The sequence below is a fragment of the Actinacidiphila rubida genome, assembly GCF_900110255.1.
In the GTDB taxonomy this organism is placed as follows: Bacteria; Actinomycetota; Actinomycetes; order Streptomycetales; family Streptomycetaceae; genus Actinacidiphila; species Actinacidiphila rubida.
The window spans coordinates 66,521-81,655 of the sequence record NZ_FODD01000020.1 but is presented as its reverse complement, the minus strand read 5'-3'; the positions used below and the strand labels follow the sequence as shown (position 1 = coordinate 81,655).

At 68.0% G+C, this 15,135-nt stretch carries 18 protein-coding genes and 1 tRNA gene; 6 read left to right on the top strand and 13 right to left on the bottom strand.

Translation table 11 applies throughout. The features are described 5' to 3' along the window. Positions 1–43: 43 nt before the first annotated feature. The gene (gene nrtL, locus BMW99_RS20720) at positions 44–1,117 is read right to left on the bottom strand and encodes an ArgS-related anticodon-binding protein NrtL (protein WP_075017306.1); all 1,074 of its coding nucleotides are present in this window, start codon (positions 1,115–1,117) and stop codon (positions 44–46) included. A 204-nt stretch (positions 1,118–1,321) separates the two neighbouring features. Continuing rightward, the gene (locus BMW99_RS20715) at positions 1,322–1,741 is read right to left on the bottom strand and encodes a response regulator transcription factor (RefSeq protein ID WP_075017305.1); all 420 of its coding nucleotides are present in this window, start codon (positions 1,739–1,741) and stop codon (positions 1,322–1,324) included. A gap of 244 nt (positions 1,742–1,985) precedes the next feature. On the opposite strand from BMW99_RS20715, the gene BMW99_RS20710 reads away from it, so the two are divergent. Together BMW99_RS20710 and BMW99_RS40785 are read left to right on the top strand one after the other, a co-directional pair. Next, positions 1,986–2,057 (top strand) — tRNA-Arg (locus BMW99_RS20710). A 314-nt stretch (positions 2,058–2,371) separates the two neighbouring features. After that, entirely contained in the window at positions 2,372–2,959 is a 588-nt protein-coding gene (locus BMW99_RS40785) for a hypothetical protein (protein ID WP_141726117.1), read from the top strand. A 92-nt stretch (positions 2,960–3,051) separates the two neighbouring features. On the opposite strand, the gene BMW99_RS20705 is transcribed toward BMW99_RS40785, so the two are convergent. From BMW99_RS20705 to BMW99_RS20655, 10 genes are all read right to left on the bottom strand, one after another. Continuing rightward, the gene (locus tag BMW99_RS20705; protein ID WP_069463464.1) at positions 3,052–4,425 is read right to left on the bottom strand and encodes a tyrosine-type recombinase/integrase; all 1,374 of its coding nucleotides are present in this window, start codon (positions 4,423–4,425) and stop codon (positions 3,052–3,054) included. Then, positions 4,422–4,619: a helix-turn-helix transcriptional regulator gene (locus BMW99_RS42185; RefSeq protein ID WP_069463463.1), complete on the bottom strand. Its 198-nt coding sequence runs from the start codon at positions 4,617–4,619 to the stop codon at positions 4,422–4,424. Before BMW99_RS42185 ends, BMW99_RS20705 begins: the two co-directional genes overlap by 4 nt. Then, positions 4,595–5,884 (bottom strand): replication initiator, encoded by a 1,290-nt coding sequence (locus BMW99_RS20695; protein WP_069463462.1) that lies wholly within the window; start codon positions 5,882–5,884, stop codon positions 4,595–4,597. Before BMW99_RS20695 ends, BMW99_RS42185 begins: the two co-directional genes overlap by 25 nt. Before the next feature lie 151 nt (positions 5,885–6,035). After that, positions 6,036–6,164 carry a hypothetical protein gene (locus BMW99_RS42695; RefSeq protein ID WP_256090268.1) on the bottom strand — a complete coding sequence of 43 codons (129 nt, stop codon included), beginning with the start codon at positions 6,162–6,164 and terminating at the stop codon, positions 6,036–6,038. A 199-nt stretch (positions 6,165–6,363) separates the two neighbouring features. Next, on the bottom strand, positions 6,364–6,558 hold the full coding sequence (locus tag BMW99_RS20685; RefSeq protein ID WP_069463460.1) for a hypothetical protein: 195 nt from the start codon (positions 6,556–6,558) through the stop codon (positions 6,364–6,366). Between the two features lie 15 nt (positions 6,559–6,573). Next, positions 6,574–6,765, bottom strand: a complete 192-nt coding sequence (locus BMW99_RS20680) for a mobile element transfer protein (protein ID WP_069463459.1) — start codon at positions 6,763–6,765, stop codon at positions 6,574–6,576. Positions 6,766–7,093: 328 nt separating this feature from the next. After that, positions 7,094–7,690: a DUF2637 domain-containing protein gene (locus BMW99_RS20670; protein WP_069463457.1), complete on the bottom strand. Its 597-nt coding sequence runs from the start codon at positions 7,688–7,690 to the stop codon at positions 7,094–7,096. Positions 7,691–7,764: 74 nt separating this feature from the next. Continuing rightward, positions 7,765–9,141, bottom strand: coding sequence for an FtsK/SpoIIIE domain-containing protein (locus tag BMW99_RS20665; RefSeq protein ID WP_069463456.1), 1,377 nt, complete (start codon positions 9,139–9,141; stop codon positions 7,765–7,767). A 5-nt stretch (positions 9,142–9,146) separates the two neighbouring features. Then, positions 9,147–9,497, bottom strand: a complete 351-nt coding sequence (locus BMW99_RS20660; protein WP_069463455.1) for an SCO3933 family regulatory protein — start codon at positions 9,495–9,497, stop codon at positions 9,147–9,149. Between the two features lie 177 nt (positions 9,498–9,674). After that, positions 9,675–10,463, bottom strand: a complete 789-nt coding sequence (locus BMW99_RS20655) for a GntR family transcriptional regulator (protein WP_069463454.1) — start codon at positions 10,461–10,463, stop codon at positions 9,675–9,677. Positions 10,464–10,569: 106 nt separating this feature from the next. Here BMW99_RS20655 and BMW99_RS20650 point away from each other — a divergent pair, with 106 nt between their 5' ends. The 3 genes from BMW99_RS20650 to BMW99_RS20635 all read left to right on the top strand — a co-directional run bounded on the left by BMW99_RS20650 (position 10,570) and on the right by BMW99_RS20635 (position 12,161). Then, positions 10,570–10,977 (top strand): NUDIX hydrolase, encoded by a 408-nt coding sequence (locus BMW99_RS20650; protein ID WP_069463467.1) that lies wholly within the window; start codon positions 10,570–10,572, stop codon positions 10,975–10,977. Positions 10,978–11,023: 46 nt separating this feature from the next. Next, positions 11,024–11,461, top strand: coding sequence for an ATP-binding protein (locus BMW99_RS20645; protein ID WP_069463453.1), 438 nt, complete (start codon positions 11,024–11,026; stop codon positions 11,459–11,461). 319 nt (positions 11,462–11,780) lie between these two features. Continuing rightward, positions 11,781–12,161 (top strand): hypothetical protein, encoded by a 381-nt coding sequence (locus tag BMW99_RS20635; RefSeq protein ID WP_075017304.1) that lies wholly within the window; start codon positions 11,781–11,783, stop codon positions 12,159–12,161. A 64-nt stretch (positions 12,162–12,225) separates the two neighbouring features. Here BMW99_RS20635 and BMW99_RS20630 read toward each other — a convergent pair whose 3' ends face one another. After that, positions 12,226–12,798 carry an Imm21 family immunity protein gene (locus BMW99_RS20630; protein WP_069463451.1) on the bottom strand — a complete coding sequence of 191 codons (573 nt, stop codon included), beginning with the start codon at positions 12,796–12,798 and terminating at the stop codon, positions 12,226–12,228. Positions 12,799–13,393: 595 nt separating this feature from the next. Here BMW99_RS20630 and BMW99_RS40780 point away from each other — a divergent pair. After that, a complete protein-coding gene (locus BMW99_RS40780) occupies positions 13,394–14,890 on the top strand; it encodes a hypothetical protein (protein WP_141726119.1) in 1,497 nt (498 codons plus the stop codon). Positions 14,891–15,135 lie beyond the last annotated feature (245 nt).

Genomic DNA, 15,135 nt, shown 5'->3' with positions numbered 1-15,135 from the left:
TCGGGCTTTCTGTTCAGGGATCTCGGAGGTCCGTGGAGGGATCTCAGAGGTGGTCGGGGGCGCTGATGCCGAGCAGGAGCAGGCCGTCGGCGAGCACGATGCCCGCGGCGTCGGCAAGGCGGACGCGGGCGGCGTGGACGGCCGAGGGTTTCTCGTCGCCCCGGGGCAGCGCGGGACACTCGTCGTGGAAGCGGAGGAACGCGTCCGCGAGCCGCTCCAGATGGCGGGCCACCCGGTCCGGCGCGCGGCGGCGGGCCGCCGTCTCGACCACGCGGGGGAAGTCGGCCACGAGACCGAGGAGTTCGGTTTCGGCGGGGTGGTGGGCGGCATGGTGCGGGTCGCCTGGCGGCGGGCCGCCGGGATCGGTGCCGCCGCCGCCCGGCGCGGGCTCGGCGTGGGCGTCGACCGGGACCTGAGCGTCGACGTCGACGTGCAGGTCGCGGGCGTTGCGCAGCAGGGCCCGGGTGCGGGCGTGGGCGTAACGGACCCGGAAGAGCGGGTTGGACTCGTGCTGGCGCAGCAGCTCGGCCGTCGGGCGCGGCCGGTCCTCGGCCGGGGGCCGCAGCAGGGCCCAGCGGGCGGCGTCGCGGCCGAGCCCGTCCAGGATGCCGGGCTCCGGCTCCTCGACCCGCACCGGCTCGGACGGTCCCGGGCCGGCGCCGGCGGCGCGCAGCAGCAGGTTGACGGCCTCGGCGACGACGGGTGCGCGCACGGCGTCCGGGCCGCCGGAGGCGGTGACCGTCACCGCCTCGCCGGCCAGCCCGTCACCGCGCCCGTAGGCCTCGCGCTGCTCGCGGACCTCGCGGACGACGTCGTGGTGGGCGAGGGCGTGCAGGGTGATGTTGAGGAAGCCGGGGGCGGCGACGTCGACCTGGGCGATGCCCGGCTCCTTCTCCAGCCGGCGGGCGAGGATCGTCGCGACCTCACCGGCGGAGCGCCCGGCCGGGCCGGCGAGCTGGAGCGCGACGTTCGTCGCGTAGTCCCCGCAGCCCGGGCGCGACGACCGCTGCACGGCGATCCGCTCGGGGAGCGCGTCCACGTCCACCCGCAGCTCGTCCGCGAGGACGGCACGCCGCACCGTCGCCAGGACGGTGCGGGAGAGGTCGGCGGGTGTCACGGGGGCAAGCGTAGGCGAGGACGGGGGTGCTACGGCGAGGGGGTTTCACCTGCTGGGACGGCCCCTCGGGGCGGGCGGCGGACGGCCGGTCCGCCAGGTCAGGACGCCGAGGTCCGGCTGCGCCGGGGCGGGGCGGGCGCCTCGGGCTGGGCTGGGGCGTGGACGTCGGGCTCGGCCGGGGCGGACCGGAGGCGTCGGGCTGGCTCAAGCACCCGGATGTGCGGCGGTGCGGCCACGCGGTTGCTCCGGAGGCTGCTCGCGGCCCGAGGCGCGGCGAGCCAGCCGCCGCACCGTCTCCACCAGCTCGGCCGGCTCGAACGGCTTGGCCAGATACGCGTCCCCGACCCCGTCGGCCACCGACCCGGCGCTCACCATCAGGATGCCCAGCCCGCGGGTCCGCGGGTCGGCCCGCAGCCGGGCCGCGGTCCTGATCCCGTCGAGCCGCGGCATGACCACGTCCAGGGTCACGACGTCGGGGCACACGCTGTGGACGATCTCCAGGCACTCGGCACCGTCGCCCGCGGTCACGACCTCGAAGCCCTCCAGCTCAAGGTTGACCCTGATCAGCTGCCGGATCACCTTGTTGTCATCCACCACAAGGACCCGGCCGGACGCGCCCGTCACACCAGAAAGGTTAGGCGCGCGGCCGCGGAGCCGCCCCCCTTTTCCCCTTTCTTCCCCGCCACGGGTGAACCTCCCTCCCCCCGTTGCCCCTCACCGGCCCCGTCCCCGCCCCCTCCGCGAAGCCCGCCCACCGCCACTCCACAGGCCTCCCCCCGACCCCCGCCTCCCCCTCCTCCCGGCCTCCCCCACCCCCACGAAACCCTGTCCGGCCCACCCCCCTCGAGCTGGTAGTGTTCTTCCCGTCGCCCCCGTAGCTCAGGGGATAGAGCAACGGCCTCCGGAGCCGTGTGCGCAGGTTCGAATCCTGCCGGGGGCACCTCGCAGTAGGTGCCAAAAGACCCCGCCACCAGCCGAAACGCTGACGGCGGGGTTTTTGCATGTGCGCAGGCGTATGCCGTCGAATGCGGCCCTATGACGGGGGCTGTGGACAGTACGTGGACAGGATCTTGGAGCATCTGCCCAGGTCAGCTCAGGCGAACAAGGGCCGTGTGGCGAAGGAGCCCTCATAGGGCATAGGTCGCGGTTGCAGGCCAGCAGCAGCTCATTCATGACGATCAGCGCTTCGATCGAGCCGTTCGGGTGTTAGCTACCGTCTGCGCATCAGGGGAACTAGGTAGCCAAGGGGTGGGGATGTCAGGCGAAACGATCTCTGTGATCGTTGCAGTCGTTGGCGTTGGCGGCACGCTGACGTCAGCAGTGGTCACTCAAATCTTCGCTCAACGGACAGAGTCGCGGAGGTTGGAGCACGAAGAACGGGTCCGTGCCGCGAAACGACGGGCAGCCAAGGATCAACGCAGGATCGACCAGCTCCGCGACTGCTACGTGCAGCTCAACGCTCATGATCGCCACTATAGAGACGCGATGCTCGCATACGCCTATGCACTGAAATCGGGATCCTTCGATGCAGAAGCAGCGGAGGTCAGTAACGCCCGGCGTACCCAACGGGATACCCGGGCCGAGGCTCAGCTAGTGGCCAGCGACGCAGTACTTGAACTTGAGTACACGGTCAACGACCGGCTCACGATCGCCTATAGGGAGCTCATGAAGATCGCAGGCGGGGAAGAGTCACCTGCTCGCTTGGAAAGGCTTGACCGGGTCATTGTCCTGTTGGATTCAATCGTCTCGCAGCAAGAAAATGTGCGAGCACGCATGCGGCTTGAGGTGCGTGCCGCCCAGGGGCCTCCAGACGAAACCCGCGCGATGACAACGTCGAGCTGACAGCACACCAGCAGGCCGGCTCCTGCAGATCTATCAGAGACAACGCTCAGGCCCCCAGGATCCCTGGGGGCCTGAGTCAGGCACAAGACTGGTCACTCGTACTCGCGCAGCAGCTCCTCAATCCGGCCGTTGGCTACCTCCTGCCTGCCGTCGAGGCATTTGGCGTAGCGACTCAGCAGCACCTCCACGCTGTTGCCGGCCCGTTCGGCCACCTCTGTGGCGTCGACACCGGCGTTAAGCCAGGTGGAGAGTGCGGAGTGCCGCAGGTCGTACGGCCGCCGGGCCAGAGGAGAGGCGGCCGCGGCCGGCGGCAGTGCCAGGGCCCGGGCTTCCTTCCAGGCCCGGGAGTACGTCGAGGAGGCGACCACTCCCCCGGTCTCGCTGAAGAACAGGCGCCCGTCCTCAGCCGTCCCGAAGGTGTCGACGTGCTCCCGGAGGACCGTCACGAGATGCGGAGGGATCGGCACGCGCCGGACAGCCTCAGCCGGCCGGTTCTTCAGCCCGCGGTCGTCATGGCTCTCGCCGGAGTCGGTCCACTGCTTCCCGACGATCGGACGCGTGCGGTGAAGAAGGGCAGAGCCCCAGCCTGAATCCGGGAGAACCAGATCCGTTTCCGCGAGCCCGACCGCCTCAGCGGGACGCAGGCCGCCGTAGTACATGGCAGCGAAGAGGCCCACCAGGCGCCGGCCCCGGGCTCGGCTGTAGCCACCCACGTAGGACAGGGCGACAAGGAGTGCACGAGCCTGCTCCGGATTCGCCACCACGCGGGGATCAACGTCAGTTGACACCTTGGGCTTCTGCCAACGGATCACGGTGAGCGGATTCTCCCGAAACTCCCCCAGGTCCACCGCGTAGTGAGCGGCGTTGACGAGCGTCCGTCGCTTCCGTCGCACTGTCTCGGCAGCCGCAGCCGTACCGTCCATCTTGAGCTTGAGCGAATCGAGCACCGCACGCCCAATGACCGGGTCGGCCAAGTCAGAGAGTGGCCGTGCGGCTTTGGCTGCCCAGTGCAGTGCGTTGCCGATCTCAGCGGGGATCTCGCGATCGGCGGGGCCAGGAAGCACGAAGGCCCAGTTCCGCAGTGCGGTACGGAGGACGTCATTCGCCGGCCTGCCGGGCCGGTCATCGAGTAGGGCGAGAGTCGCCGTCACCAGTGACTCATTGATCGAATTCCGGGTGTTGGGAGCGGCGTGCGGCCATTTCATTGCGAGGTACTTCAACGCGAAGTCGTACCAGGAGAGTGGTGACTTCTTCTCTGTCATGGATTCCGGCAGCCCGGACTCGGCATCGAACTCGTCGCCGTCGCGCATGGCCCGCATCAGCTTGGAGCGGAAGTTGTCCGCCAGCCCCTTCGTACGGAAGGAGTCCGAGAAGACGCGGCCGGCGACCGACCACCGCACGTCGTAGGAACCTTTCTGCGTGTTCCGCTTCCGAACACCCCAGACCTTCACATCGAGCGACTTCATGCCGCAGCTCCTTCCAGTTCTCGCAGCCACGCCCGGAAGTCGCTCCGCCACACCCGGAGCTCACCATTGGGGAGTTTGAACGCGACGGGCCCCTCCCCCAGCTCTCGCCAGCGGTAGAAGGTCCGTCGCGAGATTCCCCCGAGTTCCGCAAGGATCTGGGGAACGGTCATCAACTCGTCGCGACGGGCATCCATGTGGATTCTCCTTCCGTTCCGGGGGCGGGTTCGAGGGTCGCGGCGAGCCAGGCTTCGCCGGGAGTCAGGCCGGTGCCGGCGAAGGCCCAGTGAGAGAGGACGTAGGTGGTCTCCTGCGGGCGTGCCTGGCTGCTTTGGGCGCGGCGGTACTCGGCGCGGGCGTTGCGGAGGGCACCGAGGGTGGTGGAGTAGCGGCGAGTCTTGGTGGAGAAGTGGCCGCGGAAGCCGAGCATGTGAGCCCAGGCCCGCAGCCTCAGTTCTTCCAGCTCCTTGCGGGCCCCCAGGTTCCACGCGGTGCGGATCATCCGGCGCGCATGGTCGGAGATGGCCAGGTGCGGGAGCTCCGCGAGGAAGCGGATCGGGCGGTCGAGGGTGCCCGTCGCTGTCTCGGCGCCCTTGGTGGCGTACTTGGCGATGTACGCGGCGACGGCACGGTCGGTGAGTGCGGTCGAGCCGGCGAAGTCGGCGCCGCGGATGGTGCGGACGTCGAGTTGGCGGCCGAAGGCGAAGGTGTGCGGTCGGCCGTCGATGGTGGGTCCGGTGACGCAGGCGGCGGATGCTGCGGCACGAATGGCGTCCGTGAGCAGGTCGGCTGTGGCCCAGGCGGGCGGTTGGGTGGTGCCGCCGTCGGGGCCGTCGAGTCGGATGACGGCGTGGAAGTGGACCGCGCCGCGCTTCTGGTACTCGGCGACCTTGGCGAAGGAGACGCGGGCGTGGTCGCGGAAGGCGCGTTGGCTGAGCCCGGCGCGCTTGGCGATCTCGCGGCGCAGGTAGATGGAGAAGCGGCGCCACAGGGCTCCGGCATAGGCGTTCCACAGGACGGCGGCTTCGTAGTCGTAGGTGTCGGGGTTGAGCGGGGTGCCGAGTTCGGGTGCGTCGGCGGGGTGTGCGGTGCCGCAGCGGCAGGTGCCGGAGTCGGGCCGGTTGTGGACGGGGCCGAAGCCGGGGGCGGTGAAGGTGGCGAAGACGCGGGGGTGGTCGGTGACGTCTTCTGGGGTGCCCTTGCCGCCGCGGAGTCCGGCGGTGATCAGGTGGAAGGTGTCGCGGCGGTAGGTCTCGGCGCAGGCGGCGCAGCGGGTGGTGCGGCGGTTGTTGCAGCGGACGAGCAGGTGGCCGGCGGCCAGTTGGTCGGAGAGCAGGCGGTGTACGGCCGGGCCGATCTCGCCGGTCGTGGGGTTGAGTTCGTGTTCGGTGCGGTGGCCGTCGAGTCGGATGGGGTGGGTGCAGCCGCCGAGTCCGGAGAGTTGGCGGAGGAGTGCGGGCATGGTGCCGAGCGCGGCCAGGGCGCCGAGTTCGGGCAGCGGGGGCGGTGTTGCGCGGGTGATGACGGAGCTCCCTTCACGGGCTTCGGTGCGTAGAGATGGGGGCCGGGGCGGCGGATGTGCGGCGTCGGTGCCGCCCCGGCAGGTCGTTAGGTCAGCGCTGACGCGGTTGCGTCAGGAGCGAGCGCAGGACCAGGGCGACGACGGCGACCGAGACGGCCGCGACGGCGACGGCGACCAGGAGCGCGGTGAGGACGACGCCGACCGTGATGACTGCGGCCATGGCCCCGACGACGACTCCGGCCGCGGGCGTCACGCGCCGGGGAGGCGCAGCGGGCGGAGTGGTCGCCTGGCAGGCGCAGACGGTTGGTTGGTGCGCGTGTTGGACGGAGACGGGCGCCGTGGTGATGTGGGCCGAGGGGGTGGGTGTCTGCGGGTACTTGGGGCTGAGGAGCACGGCGGAACCTCTCTCGACTACTCGTCTAGGTGTGTGTGCCGTTGACGACGCCCACTCCGGTGCGCGTGCTGTCGTCGATGGCAGGAGCCAGGAAGGTGTGGGCCAGGTAGAAGCCGAACAGAGCGATGAAGACGGCAACCCAGAGGCGGATGCCGAGGAACTTGATCGCGGCCCAGGCGATGACGCCGAGGACGACGACCAGGGGCAAGCTGACGGTCACGGGTGGACGGTCCTTTCAGCGGGCGGGGCAGCGGTGGGTGCGGGCGGCCAGTTCTGCGGCGGAGCGGCTGTCGTACTCGCTGGAGAAGCCGCAGCGCGGCGCGGTGCAGGCGGCGGTGTGCTTCTCCCGGCCCCGCTGGTCGTAGGCGGTGCCGACCTGGACGGGCCCGATGCGGATCAGGTTGCGGAAACGGCGACGGGCGGACACGGGAAACCTTCCTTTCCTGGTGCTTGGTTGCCTGGTTGAGGTGAGGGCCGGTAGGCAGATCGCGTGGCCGTGGGTGTTCGAGGAACGCCCCGCGCGAACTGTGGGGTCAGGAGCCGTAATGAGTCAGCGAGTGCGCCTCGCGCTTTGCATCGCTTCGCTGGTGGTGTTGTTCGGACTCGCCATCACGACGGCCCGGTTGTGGGCCCATGAGTCGTTGTGGCAGGTGATCAGCCTGTGCGTCTTCATGTTTTTGTGGTTTGTCGTGGCGGAGGTCAGGCGGCGCAGGCGGAAGCGTGCGGGTCTCCTCCCTCCTCAATGAGGTCTTCCTTCACAGCTGAGCGGCGATGGCTTCGGCGAGCAGTGCGGGGACGCCGAGGCGGGCGCGCAGGGTCGGTGTGTCGATGGCGTTGCCGGTGCGAGTGAGGTGCTCGGCTGCGACCTTGCGGGCATGAGCCACCAGCGCAGCCGGGACTGCCGGGACCGCAGGAGCGGGACGAGCGGGCGGTGGCGCCGAGCTGGCTTCGGTAGTGACGGGTTCCGGCGGGGCCGCCGGATCCGGCCGGGTAGCGCTGTGTGCGAGGAGCGTTCCGCCCAGGAAGGCGACCGCAGGCCAACCGGCGACGAGGATCCGCAGCCATGCGGGCACGGCGTGCGCGTCCAGGAGGCCGGCGGTGGCGATGTTGGCGCCGAGCGACGCGGACAGCGCGATCACGAACCAGCACCAGGCGGCGCCCTTGCTCGTCCCGCCGCGGAGCCGTTTCCAGGCTGCGACCAGCAGCAGGTCCACGGAGACCGGGTAGGCCCACGCCTTCCATCCGTGTTGTCCGGCGGCGCCCGCGATGTCGTGCAGGTGGGCGAAGGACAGCGCGGCGGCGATGACGGCTTGGACGAGCACGGCGTCGATACGGGCCAGGCGAGCACGCACGCGCGGGACCTCCTCTCTCGGTTCAGGACATGACGGGGTAGGGACGTGGCGTTGTACGAGAAGAGGGCGCGGGTTCAGCCCGTGACGGGACGGCGCTTGGCAAGTGGGTCGGGCGCGCCGACCGGACGAGCCGGGACAGCGGGCCGGAAGGGGTCCAGCGCGGGCAGGGCCGGTACGAGGGCGGCGGACGCGTCGCAGATGGCGGCGGCGTCTCCGAGGGACAGGTACGGGGTGCGGATGCGGGACCAGCCGCCGGAGGTGTCTCCGGCGACGGCGAGGCCCGGGCGTTCGGGAGCTATGGCGCAGGCGGCCATGACAGCTTCGGGGGCGATGTCGCCGAGTGCCATTTTGGCGGACGCTTCGTCGTTCACGCGGTGGCAGACGCGTCCGGTGAGCTGGGCGCGGAGCATGGTCGCGCCCTTGCCGAGTTCGGCGCCGAAGCGCTGTCCGCAGACCTCCAGGTAGATGCCGGCGGCCCGGCCGAGCTGGGCGAGCCGGATGAGGTGGGTCACCATCTCGTCGCGCCGTTCCTCGTCCTTGCGGGACGCGACGAGGAAGAGTTCCGCCACCTCGTCGACGAACAGCACAACGGGCACGGGCCGTTCGGATTCGGGCAGCCCCCACGCGTCGGACGTGATGTCCCCGTCCGGCGTCGAGGAGGCGATGCCCTGCCGGGCCTTGATCAGGTCGTACCGGTCTTCCATCAATCGGACGAGCGCGGGAAGCAGGTCGGCAGCCTGCTCAGGGTCGGTCGCCAGGGCGGACAACCGGGAGGCGAACGGGGCCAGCTCGACGCCCCGCTTGCAGTCGATCCCCACCAGGGCGACGGGCTGCGAGGCGAGCCCCGCTATCAGGTGGCGGAGGTACATGGACTTGCCCGCCAGCGTTGCACCGAGCGTCAGTTGGTGGGGTATCGCGCGATAGTCCCGCACGAAGGCGGTCGCATCCTCGCGCAGCGCCACCGGCACCTTGAGGAAGTCACCGCCGGCCTTGCGGGGCATGCGGACCTTGCGCAGCACGTCGAAGCCGACGAGCCGCAGTTCGACGACACCCGGCTTGACCACGGACACGTACACGGCGTGCACGCCCCATGCATGCCGCAGCCGTTCGGCCGAGGCGGCGACGTCCGCCGGTTCCTGACCGGGAGCGAGCCGCAAGCGGAGCCGCATACCGGTCGTGGTCGGGCGGATGATGCCTCGCCGGGGAGGGACAGGCCGCACCTCTCGCCGGGTCGTGGCCCGTACCGCCAGGGTGCGTAAGCGGGACGGGGCCACGGTCAGCCCGCAGGCGTCCATCACCGACCCGTACGAGCTCACGAGGCGAGCCGCCGAAAGCGGCAGGCCGACCATGGACCAGTACGCGGCCGGTTGCTCGGCCCGGAGGTAGGCAGCGCCACCGCCGACAGCGGCGAGGGAGCCACCCACCTCCAACATCGTCGTCAGGTCGGACATGCCGATCAGGCTCCGACCTGGGCCGGGAAGGCGGACGGGGTGACGGCAGCGGCGCGGAACGCGATGCCGTGCCGCTGCTGACCGTTGAAGGTGCTCTCCCACGGCCGGGCGATGAGCCCCGGCAGCGCGACCGGAGCACCGAGCGCCAACCCCTCGCCCACGCCGCTCTGCGGGACGGTCACCTTGACCAGCGAGGACTCCCCGTCCTCGATGTAGACGACGCCGACGGTCATCAGCGCCTCACCGGTGTTCGCGTCGGTGGCGACCTCTCCGGTCTGCCGGTCCTTGATCTTCGTTTCCGGAGCCTCGGTCAGCAGGATCGTTGCCGCCGAGGTCTCCACACGGATGGAACGCAAGGTTGAGTCTCCTCACAGTGTGACAGCTAGTCGTCTAGACAAGTGCCATTCGTCGTACCCGAAGACCCGGGCACGAGAACCACTGTGCCACACACCCCACCTACTCGTCTATACGAGTTTACCTCTGGAGGCGTACGAATAGCGGGAGTTGAACACCCGTCACGTCATCCGCCCTGGTCACGTGGCAGGGAGCTGGTAGGCCAACACGTACGCATCGGCTGCCATCACGGTGTCGCAGACCTCGACCGCGCGGCCCCCGGTGTCGAAGGCGGTGCGGATGAGGTGGATGACGGGGACGCCGGCGGCCAGGCGCAGGGTGCGAACCTCGCTGGGGGCGGGCATGCGGGCGCGGATCTCTTCCTCGAAGTGGTCGAGGCGGTGGCCGAGTTCTTCGAGTCGGGCGTAGATGCCGCCGGGGCCCGGGTTGGGTTCGGCGATCTGGGTGCCGCGGGCGATGTCCAACGGGAGGTAGGAGGTGGCGAACTCAACGGGGCGGCCGTCGAGGAGGTAGCGGCGGTGCCGGGCCAGCACGCGGCGGGGGCCGCCGAGACGGGTGGCGATGTCCTGACTCGGCCGCTCTTCCTTGACCTCCAGGTTGTCCACGGTGGGGTGACTGCCGGCGGCGTCGGCCTCGACGGTGAACGCGGACTTGCCCTGCTCGCGGTGGCGGCGGGCGAACCGGTCGGAGGCCAGGCGGCGGACCGGGGGGCGAGGGCGGACGAAGACGCCCTTGCCGTGCTCGGAGAACACGAGACCTTCGCCCTGGAGGACGGACAGGGAGTTGCGGACGGTCATCCGCGAGACGCCGTAGTGCTCGACCAGTTCGGTCTCCGACGGCAGCTTGTCGCCCTCGGAGAATCGTCCCTTGTCGATGGCCTCGCGTAGTTGGTCGGCGATCTGGCGGAAGACCGCCCGGTCGCTCGTCGGGTCCAGTGCACCGAGCGCACCGGAGGGGATAACGGGCATGCGTACTCCTTTGGATATCTAGACGAGCGGCCGACCCTTGTTGCTACGGTGGAGAGCCTAGCCACCCGAGAGGATCAGGTACGTGCCGATCGAGCGCCCGCACTCGGTGAGCGTCGCCGGAGTCATCGTCGACGACGAAGGCCGCGCGTTGCTCATCAAGCGCCGGGACAACGGACATTGGGAACCGCCGGGCGGAGTGCTGGAGGCGGGCGAGACCATCCCCGACGCTCTCCAGCGCGAGGTCCTGGAGGAGACCGGTGTCAAGATCGCACTGCCCGCGACCCTTACCGGCGTCTACAAGAACATGACCGGCTTGATCGTCTCCCTCGTCTTCCGCTGCGAGGCGATCGACGGCCGACCCGCCACCGGCAGTGAGACCAGTGCCCTGCGCTGGGCCACCCGCGACGAAGTCTCCGAACTCGCAGACGAGGCGTACGCGATCCGCGTCCTGGACGCTCTCGACGCCACATCCCCGCCGGCCGTGCGTGCGCACGACGGCGTGAAACTCGTCTAGCTCGAACTCTCTACCCATGGCCGCCTACCAGCACAAAGGAACTTGTATGGACGAGTATATGAGTAGAGTGCGGATCTGGGGACTCACTTGCCCGGGTTCGCTGGAGGAAGTCGGTCGCGCACGGCGCTGGACCCGGGAAGTCCTGGGCGATTCGCCGCACGCCGACGACGCGGCGCTGATCGTCACCGAGCTGGGCGCGAACGCGCTCCTGCACACGGTCAGCGGTGATCCGGCCGGGTCCTTCCACGTCAGCCTGGCCCTGTCAGAGCACGTGGTGTGCGTGTCGGTGACTGATGCCGGCGGCGCGAAGACCGTGCCGACAGTCGAGCACCCGGACGACGGGGGCACCCACGGCCGCGGGCTGGGGATGGTGGCGGCGCTGGCTCAGCACGTCGAGACGCTCGGAGGCGAGGACGGCCGCACGGTCACGGCGTACTTGTTCTCGTCCACAGGTGTGGATGGAGCCACGTGCTTACCGCTCTGAGTCCCCTACAAGGGACGGCGGTTGGCGTCGGCTACTGGTGCGAGGTCACCGCCCACGCGGCCAGCGGACACGTCATCCCCCTGGGATCTTTCGCCCCGCAAAACCGGCGCCTGGCCCTGCGCTGGCTCAGGAACCGCGCCCAGGACGTGACTGACCAACTCGACGAGCCATACGCCCGCCCAGGCCGCCACTGGCTGACGGACATGGCCGAGCACGAACGCGCGATGGCCGTCCTTGCACAAGGCGCCCCGTACAGCGTGACATTCGCCGACGACGCTTGCCGCTACCGCCTGACCATCCACCCGCGCGGGAGCTCCCGATGAACAACCCCACGCGTCTACTCCGCCCCGGCTACTGGTGCGAGTGCTGGACCCAGAGCCCCGCGCCGGGCGAAGCCCCCACGCTGGTCGCCTCCATCGACGTAGCGACGGCTGCCGATGCCATCCGCTGGATCCGCATCGCCCTGCGCACCATCACACCCGCCCTGGACCGCTCCGCATCCCGTGTCGCCTGGGCCTGGCTCACCACCGGCCAACTCGACGCCGTGGAAGCTCTCCAGGCAGGCAAGCCCTGCTTCTACGTGGCCCACCACGCCACAACCACGATCGAATGGACCGCCCGCCCGGTCACCTTCCTCGCCCTGGTCCACCGAAGGCCCAACGCCCCACCATGCGCGGACACGTTCAGGCCCCATCCATGATCAGGCCCTCGGACCAGGTGAGCGCCCCTCGATGTACAGGGGGCTGCATCAGCCCCCACCACGCTCACGAAGCCGGCAGGAGCTGGACCACCCCGACCCACGGGGACTCCCCTCCCGTGTGGACCGCGCGCACACGCCACGTCCCGGCAGGAATGGGAACCGGGGCCTGATCCGGAAAGCCGCCTCCAGTGGGGTACTCCACTCCGAGATCCGCTCCTGCCTCGGCGGAGTCCATGAGGACCGCATCGCCGTCCGTCGTCCAAGTACCGCCGTCCTCCCAAGCTGTGTCCGGGCCAGCCAACACAGCCTCGACGGCCTCGAACAGCTCAGCCTCGGAATCAGCAGCCAGCCACCGCACGAAAACCCTGTGCTCTGGCACATAGCAAGTCGTCGCCGGCTCTTGCCCGAGTACCAAGGCGGACGCCTCCCCCACAGGGATCACACCCGCGTACTCCTCCACCTCACACGCACGGGCGTAGTCGTCGCGCCGGGACCCGTCCAGGATCAAGCTGTCCATAGTGCACCCGCCCCAGCGCTCCAGCGCGGACACAGGGACGACCACCAACGGACCGCCCATTGACCTCACCCAGGTCAGATCGGCATCCGAACGGTCCGCGAGGATGGTCTGCTCACTCATGGGAGCAGTGTGCCTGTAGCCAAGGACATTCCCCTGAGCGCCCAGAGCCCGGCCCGTGCGGTGAGTAACAACCTTCTCTACGGTTTCAAGGCACCCGGCGTCGCTGCCGCTCCGCCGGGCGCGCGTCCGGCGCCTGGCCGCGCCGTCGCTCCTGTCTCCGCCCCGCTCGGCACGGCCCGCGCCGCGCGCGCCCACGAGGGGGAGGCCGATGGCATGAGCCGAGTACGCACAGCCGGGATCAAAGACGTGCCTCCGGCGGGGGCGCTCAGGCTCCGAGATGGACCAGGCCCCACCGGCGACCGCGCGAGCATCGTGGAAGGGGTGCGGGAACTCCCCTCCCGACTGCCATCGACCCGGGACAAGCCGAGCAGACGTGGTCCCTGGCGTCCAGGTCGTTCGTACAGTGGCGCGCTCCACCTGGACGCCAGGGACCACGCCCGCTCCACAGGAGTGCGGGCCGACGGCAGACGGGACGGAAGTTGGGGCGAGTGGTGAGTGGGGGTCGTGATGAGCTGACACCCGCGCTCAGACGCCCTCTACCCAAATGGCTACAACCAGTGCCACACTCATCACACCGCACAATAGGGGAGGGTCTATGCGTTTCAGTGAGATTTTTTCCTTATCCACCACTTCCGAGGACGACTGGTTCGACACGTTTTTGCCGTCCGATACCAAGCTCTTCATCGATCCCTTTTTGATCTGGGAAGAGAAAGAAGGGCACTGGACTGGCGCACACGGCCACCTCATCGATTTCTTCGAGATGGTGTTCGGACTTGTCAAGGAATCCGATGGAGACGAAAAGGGAATCTCCTGGAAGCAAGCCCAAAAACTCCTTCTTTTTCCCGAACCCTACGAATTCTGCCTCGGAGTAGCGGAGGGTTCTCCCCACGGCTCCGGATCAGGTAAAGGCCTACAGTCGGATATGCTAGAGGGGGTAAAAGTAGCCACCGGCCTTGGCATCAACCGAATCGCACACATGGAGATGCTAAACCTGTTCCAAGGCGGAATGGGAGTAGACCGACTCAGCGACATGACGTGCAATATCTTGAAGAGCTATTTCATATCGTACACTCAGCAAGTCGCCCAGCGGCATGGCATCAAGGGCAGCCGCGTCACCGTGGCCAACGCCACCTGGGACAGCGAGTTCTGTCGCTGGAAATCTGGAGTTTTCGAGCTCCCGATTAACCCTTACATCAACAAGCCTGTACTGCTCACCCCAGAAAGATTCCTCAGACAGATTCCCGTAGCCACTCCGGACGGATTCTGGAGCTACGCCTGGTCGACTGCATCAGCGGAGTTACGTGGCGACCTGACCTTCGACATCGCTCGCAATGTAGGCCGCCGAGAAAAAGCTAAGCTTGCACGCCAAAACCCTGACGTTGTAGCTCTATATCTCAACGCACTCGAAGAAGAGGAGAAAAAACCTTACTCAATATCTGACGACCCGGGACTCGTGGTCAAGTGGTACGAACTCGGATCGAAGATCGCACGGGAATCACCTCTGCGATACATACCTGAAGAACCTGAAGACTTCGAGAGTTTCATTGCGACAGTAGTCGCATCCTATAAGCACGGGATCGAGGAGCAAGACGCCTGGCAATTGCTTTGGCATGATGGGCATGCAAGAGAGGAACGAGCGGGGCAGGCACTGTTTCGCAGTTCGGTTATACACTACTGCCGCGCCAACAACATCGACTTGACCGGCGAATCAAATGCCGGTCGCGGTCCGGTCGACTTCAAATTCTCCCAAGGATGGGACAGTCGCGCACTTGTCGAGATTAAGCTGGTGCGTAACAGTAAATTCTGGGATGGCGTTCTGGCGCAACAGCCTCAGTATCAAGTATCCGAAGAAGTAAATTGCGGCTTTTTCGTAGCAATCGGATACACCGATGCTCATTGCGCACCTGAAATAAAAGAAAAGATCGATAGGGCAGCCGCTCTGGTTACGAAAGTAAGCGGCAAGAAGATAACGGGGATTCTAGTCGACGCCCGCCCCAAGAAGTCGGCCTCAAAACTGCACAATCCTGAGCTATCAGAGGAGCTAAAAAGGGGCGAATCGGATCCCAGCCCAGAAGAGCCGGCATCTGACTGACCCGCGGCCCAACTTGCACGGCTGGCATTGCGATGACTCCGCGGTCGTGGACCACCCTTTGACGGGAAAAGCCGCCCACCGGCGCCGTGCGACCTAACCAGTGTCGGCTCATAGCGACGAGTCGCTGAGCGTCCAACTGCGCCACAACCGCCCTGTGCTTCAGAGGATTCCGGCGGACGGCAGTCGACTGTTTGCGCAGGAAGCCGGGGACGCAACGACAGGTCATGAGCGCACCAGAACTGCTT

What these genes read in the sequence shown, in the direction of transcription:
- BMW99_RS42185 (WP_069463463.1), bottom strand. Translation starts at nt 4,619, where the DNA reads ATGGATGCCCGTCGCGACGAGTTGATGACCGTTCCCCAGATCCTTGCG.
- BMW99_RS42695 (WP_256090268.1), bottom strand. Translation starts at nt 6,164, where the DNA reads ATGGCCGCAGTCATCACGGTCGGCGTCGTCCTCACCGCGCTCCTGGTC.
- BMW99_RS20630 (WP_069463451.1), bottom strand. Translation starts at nt 12,798, where the DNA reads ATGAGTGAGCAGACCATCCTCGCGGACCGTTCGGATGCCGATCTGACC.
- BMW99_RS20635 (WP_075017304.1), top strand. Translation starts at nt 11,781, where the DNA reads ATGAACAACCCCACGCGTCTACTCCGCCCCGGCTACTGGTGCGAGTGC.
- BMW99_RS40785 (WP_141726117.1), top strand. Translation starts at nt 2,372, where the DNA reads ATGTCAGGCGAAACGATCTCTGTGATCGTTGCAGTCGTTGGCGTTGGC.
- BMW99_RS20665 (WP_069463456.1), bottom strand. Translation starts at nt 9,141, where the DNA reads ATGTCCGACCTGACGACGATGTTGGAGGTGGGTGGCTCCCTCGCCGCT.
- BMW99_RS20705 (WP_069463464.1), bottom strand. Translation starts at nt 4,425, where the DNA reads ATGAAGTCGCTCGATGTGAAGGTCTGGGGTGTTCGGAAGCGGAACACG.
- BMW99_RS20655 (WP_069463454.1), bottom strand. Translation starts at nt 10,463, where the DNA reads ATGCCCGTTATCCCCTCCGGTGCGCTCGGTGCACTGGACCCGACGAGC.
- BMW99_RS40780 (WP_141726119.1), top strand. Translation starts at nt 13,394, where the DNA reads ATGCGTTTCAGTGAGATTTTTTCCTTATCCACCACTTCCGAGGACGAC.
- BMW99_RS20645 (WP_069463453.1), top strand. Translation starts at nt 11,024, where the DNA reads ATGGACGAGTATATGAGTAGAGTGCGGATCTGGGGACTCACTTGCCCG.
- BMW99_RS20695 (WP_069463462.1), bottom strand. Translation starts at nt 5,884, where the DNA reads ATGCCCGCACTCCTCCGCCAACTCTCCGGACTCGGCGGCTGCACCCAC.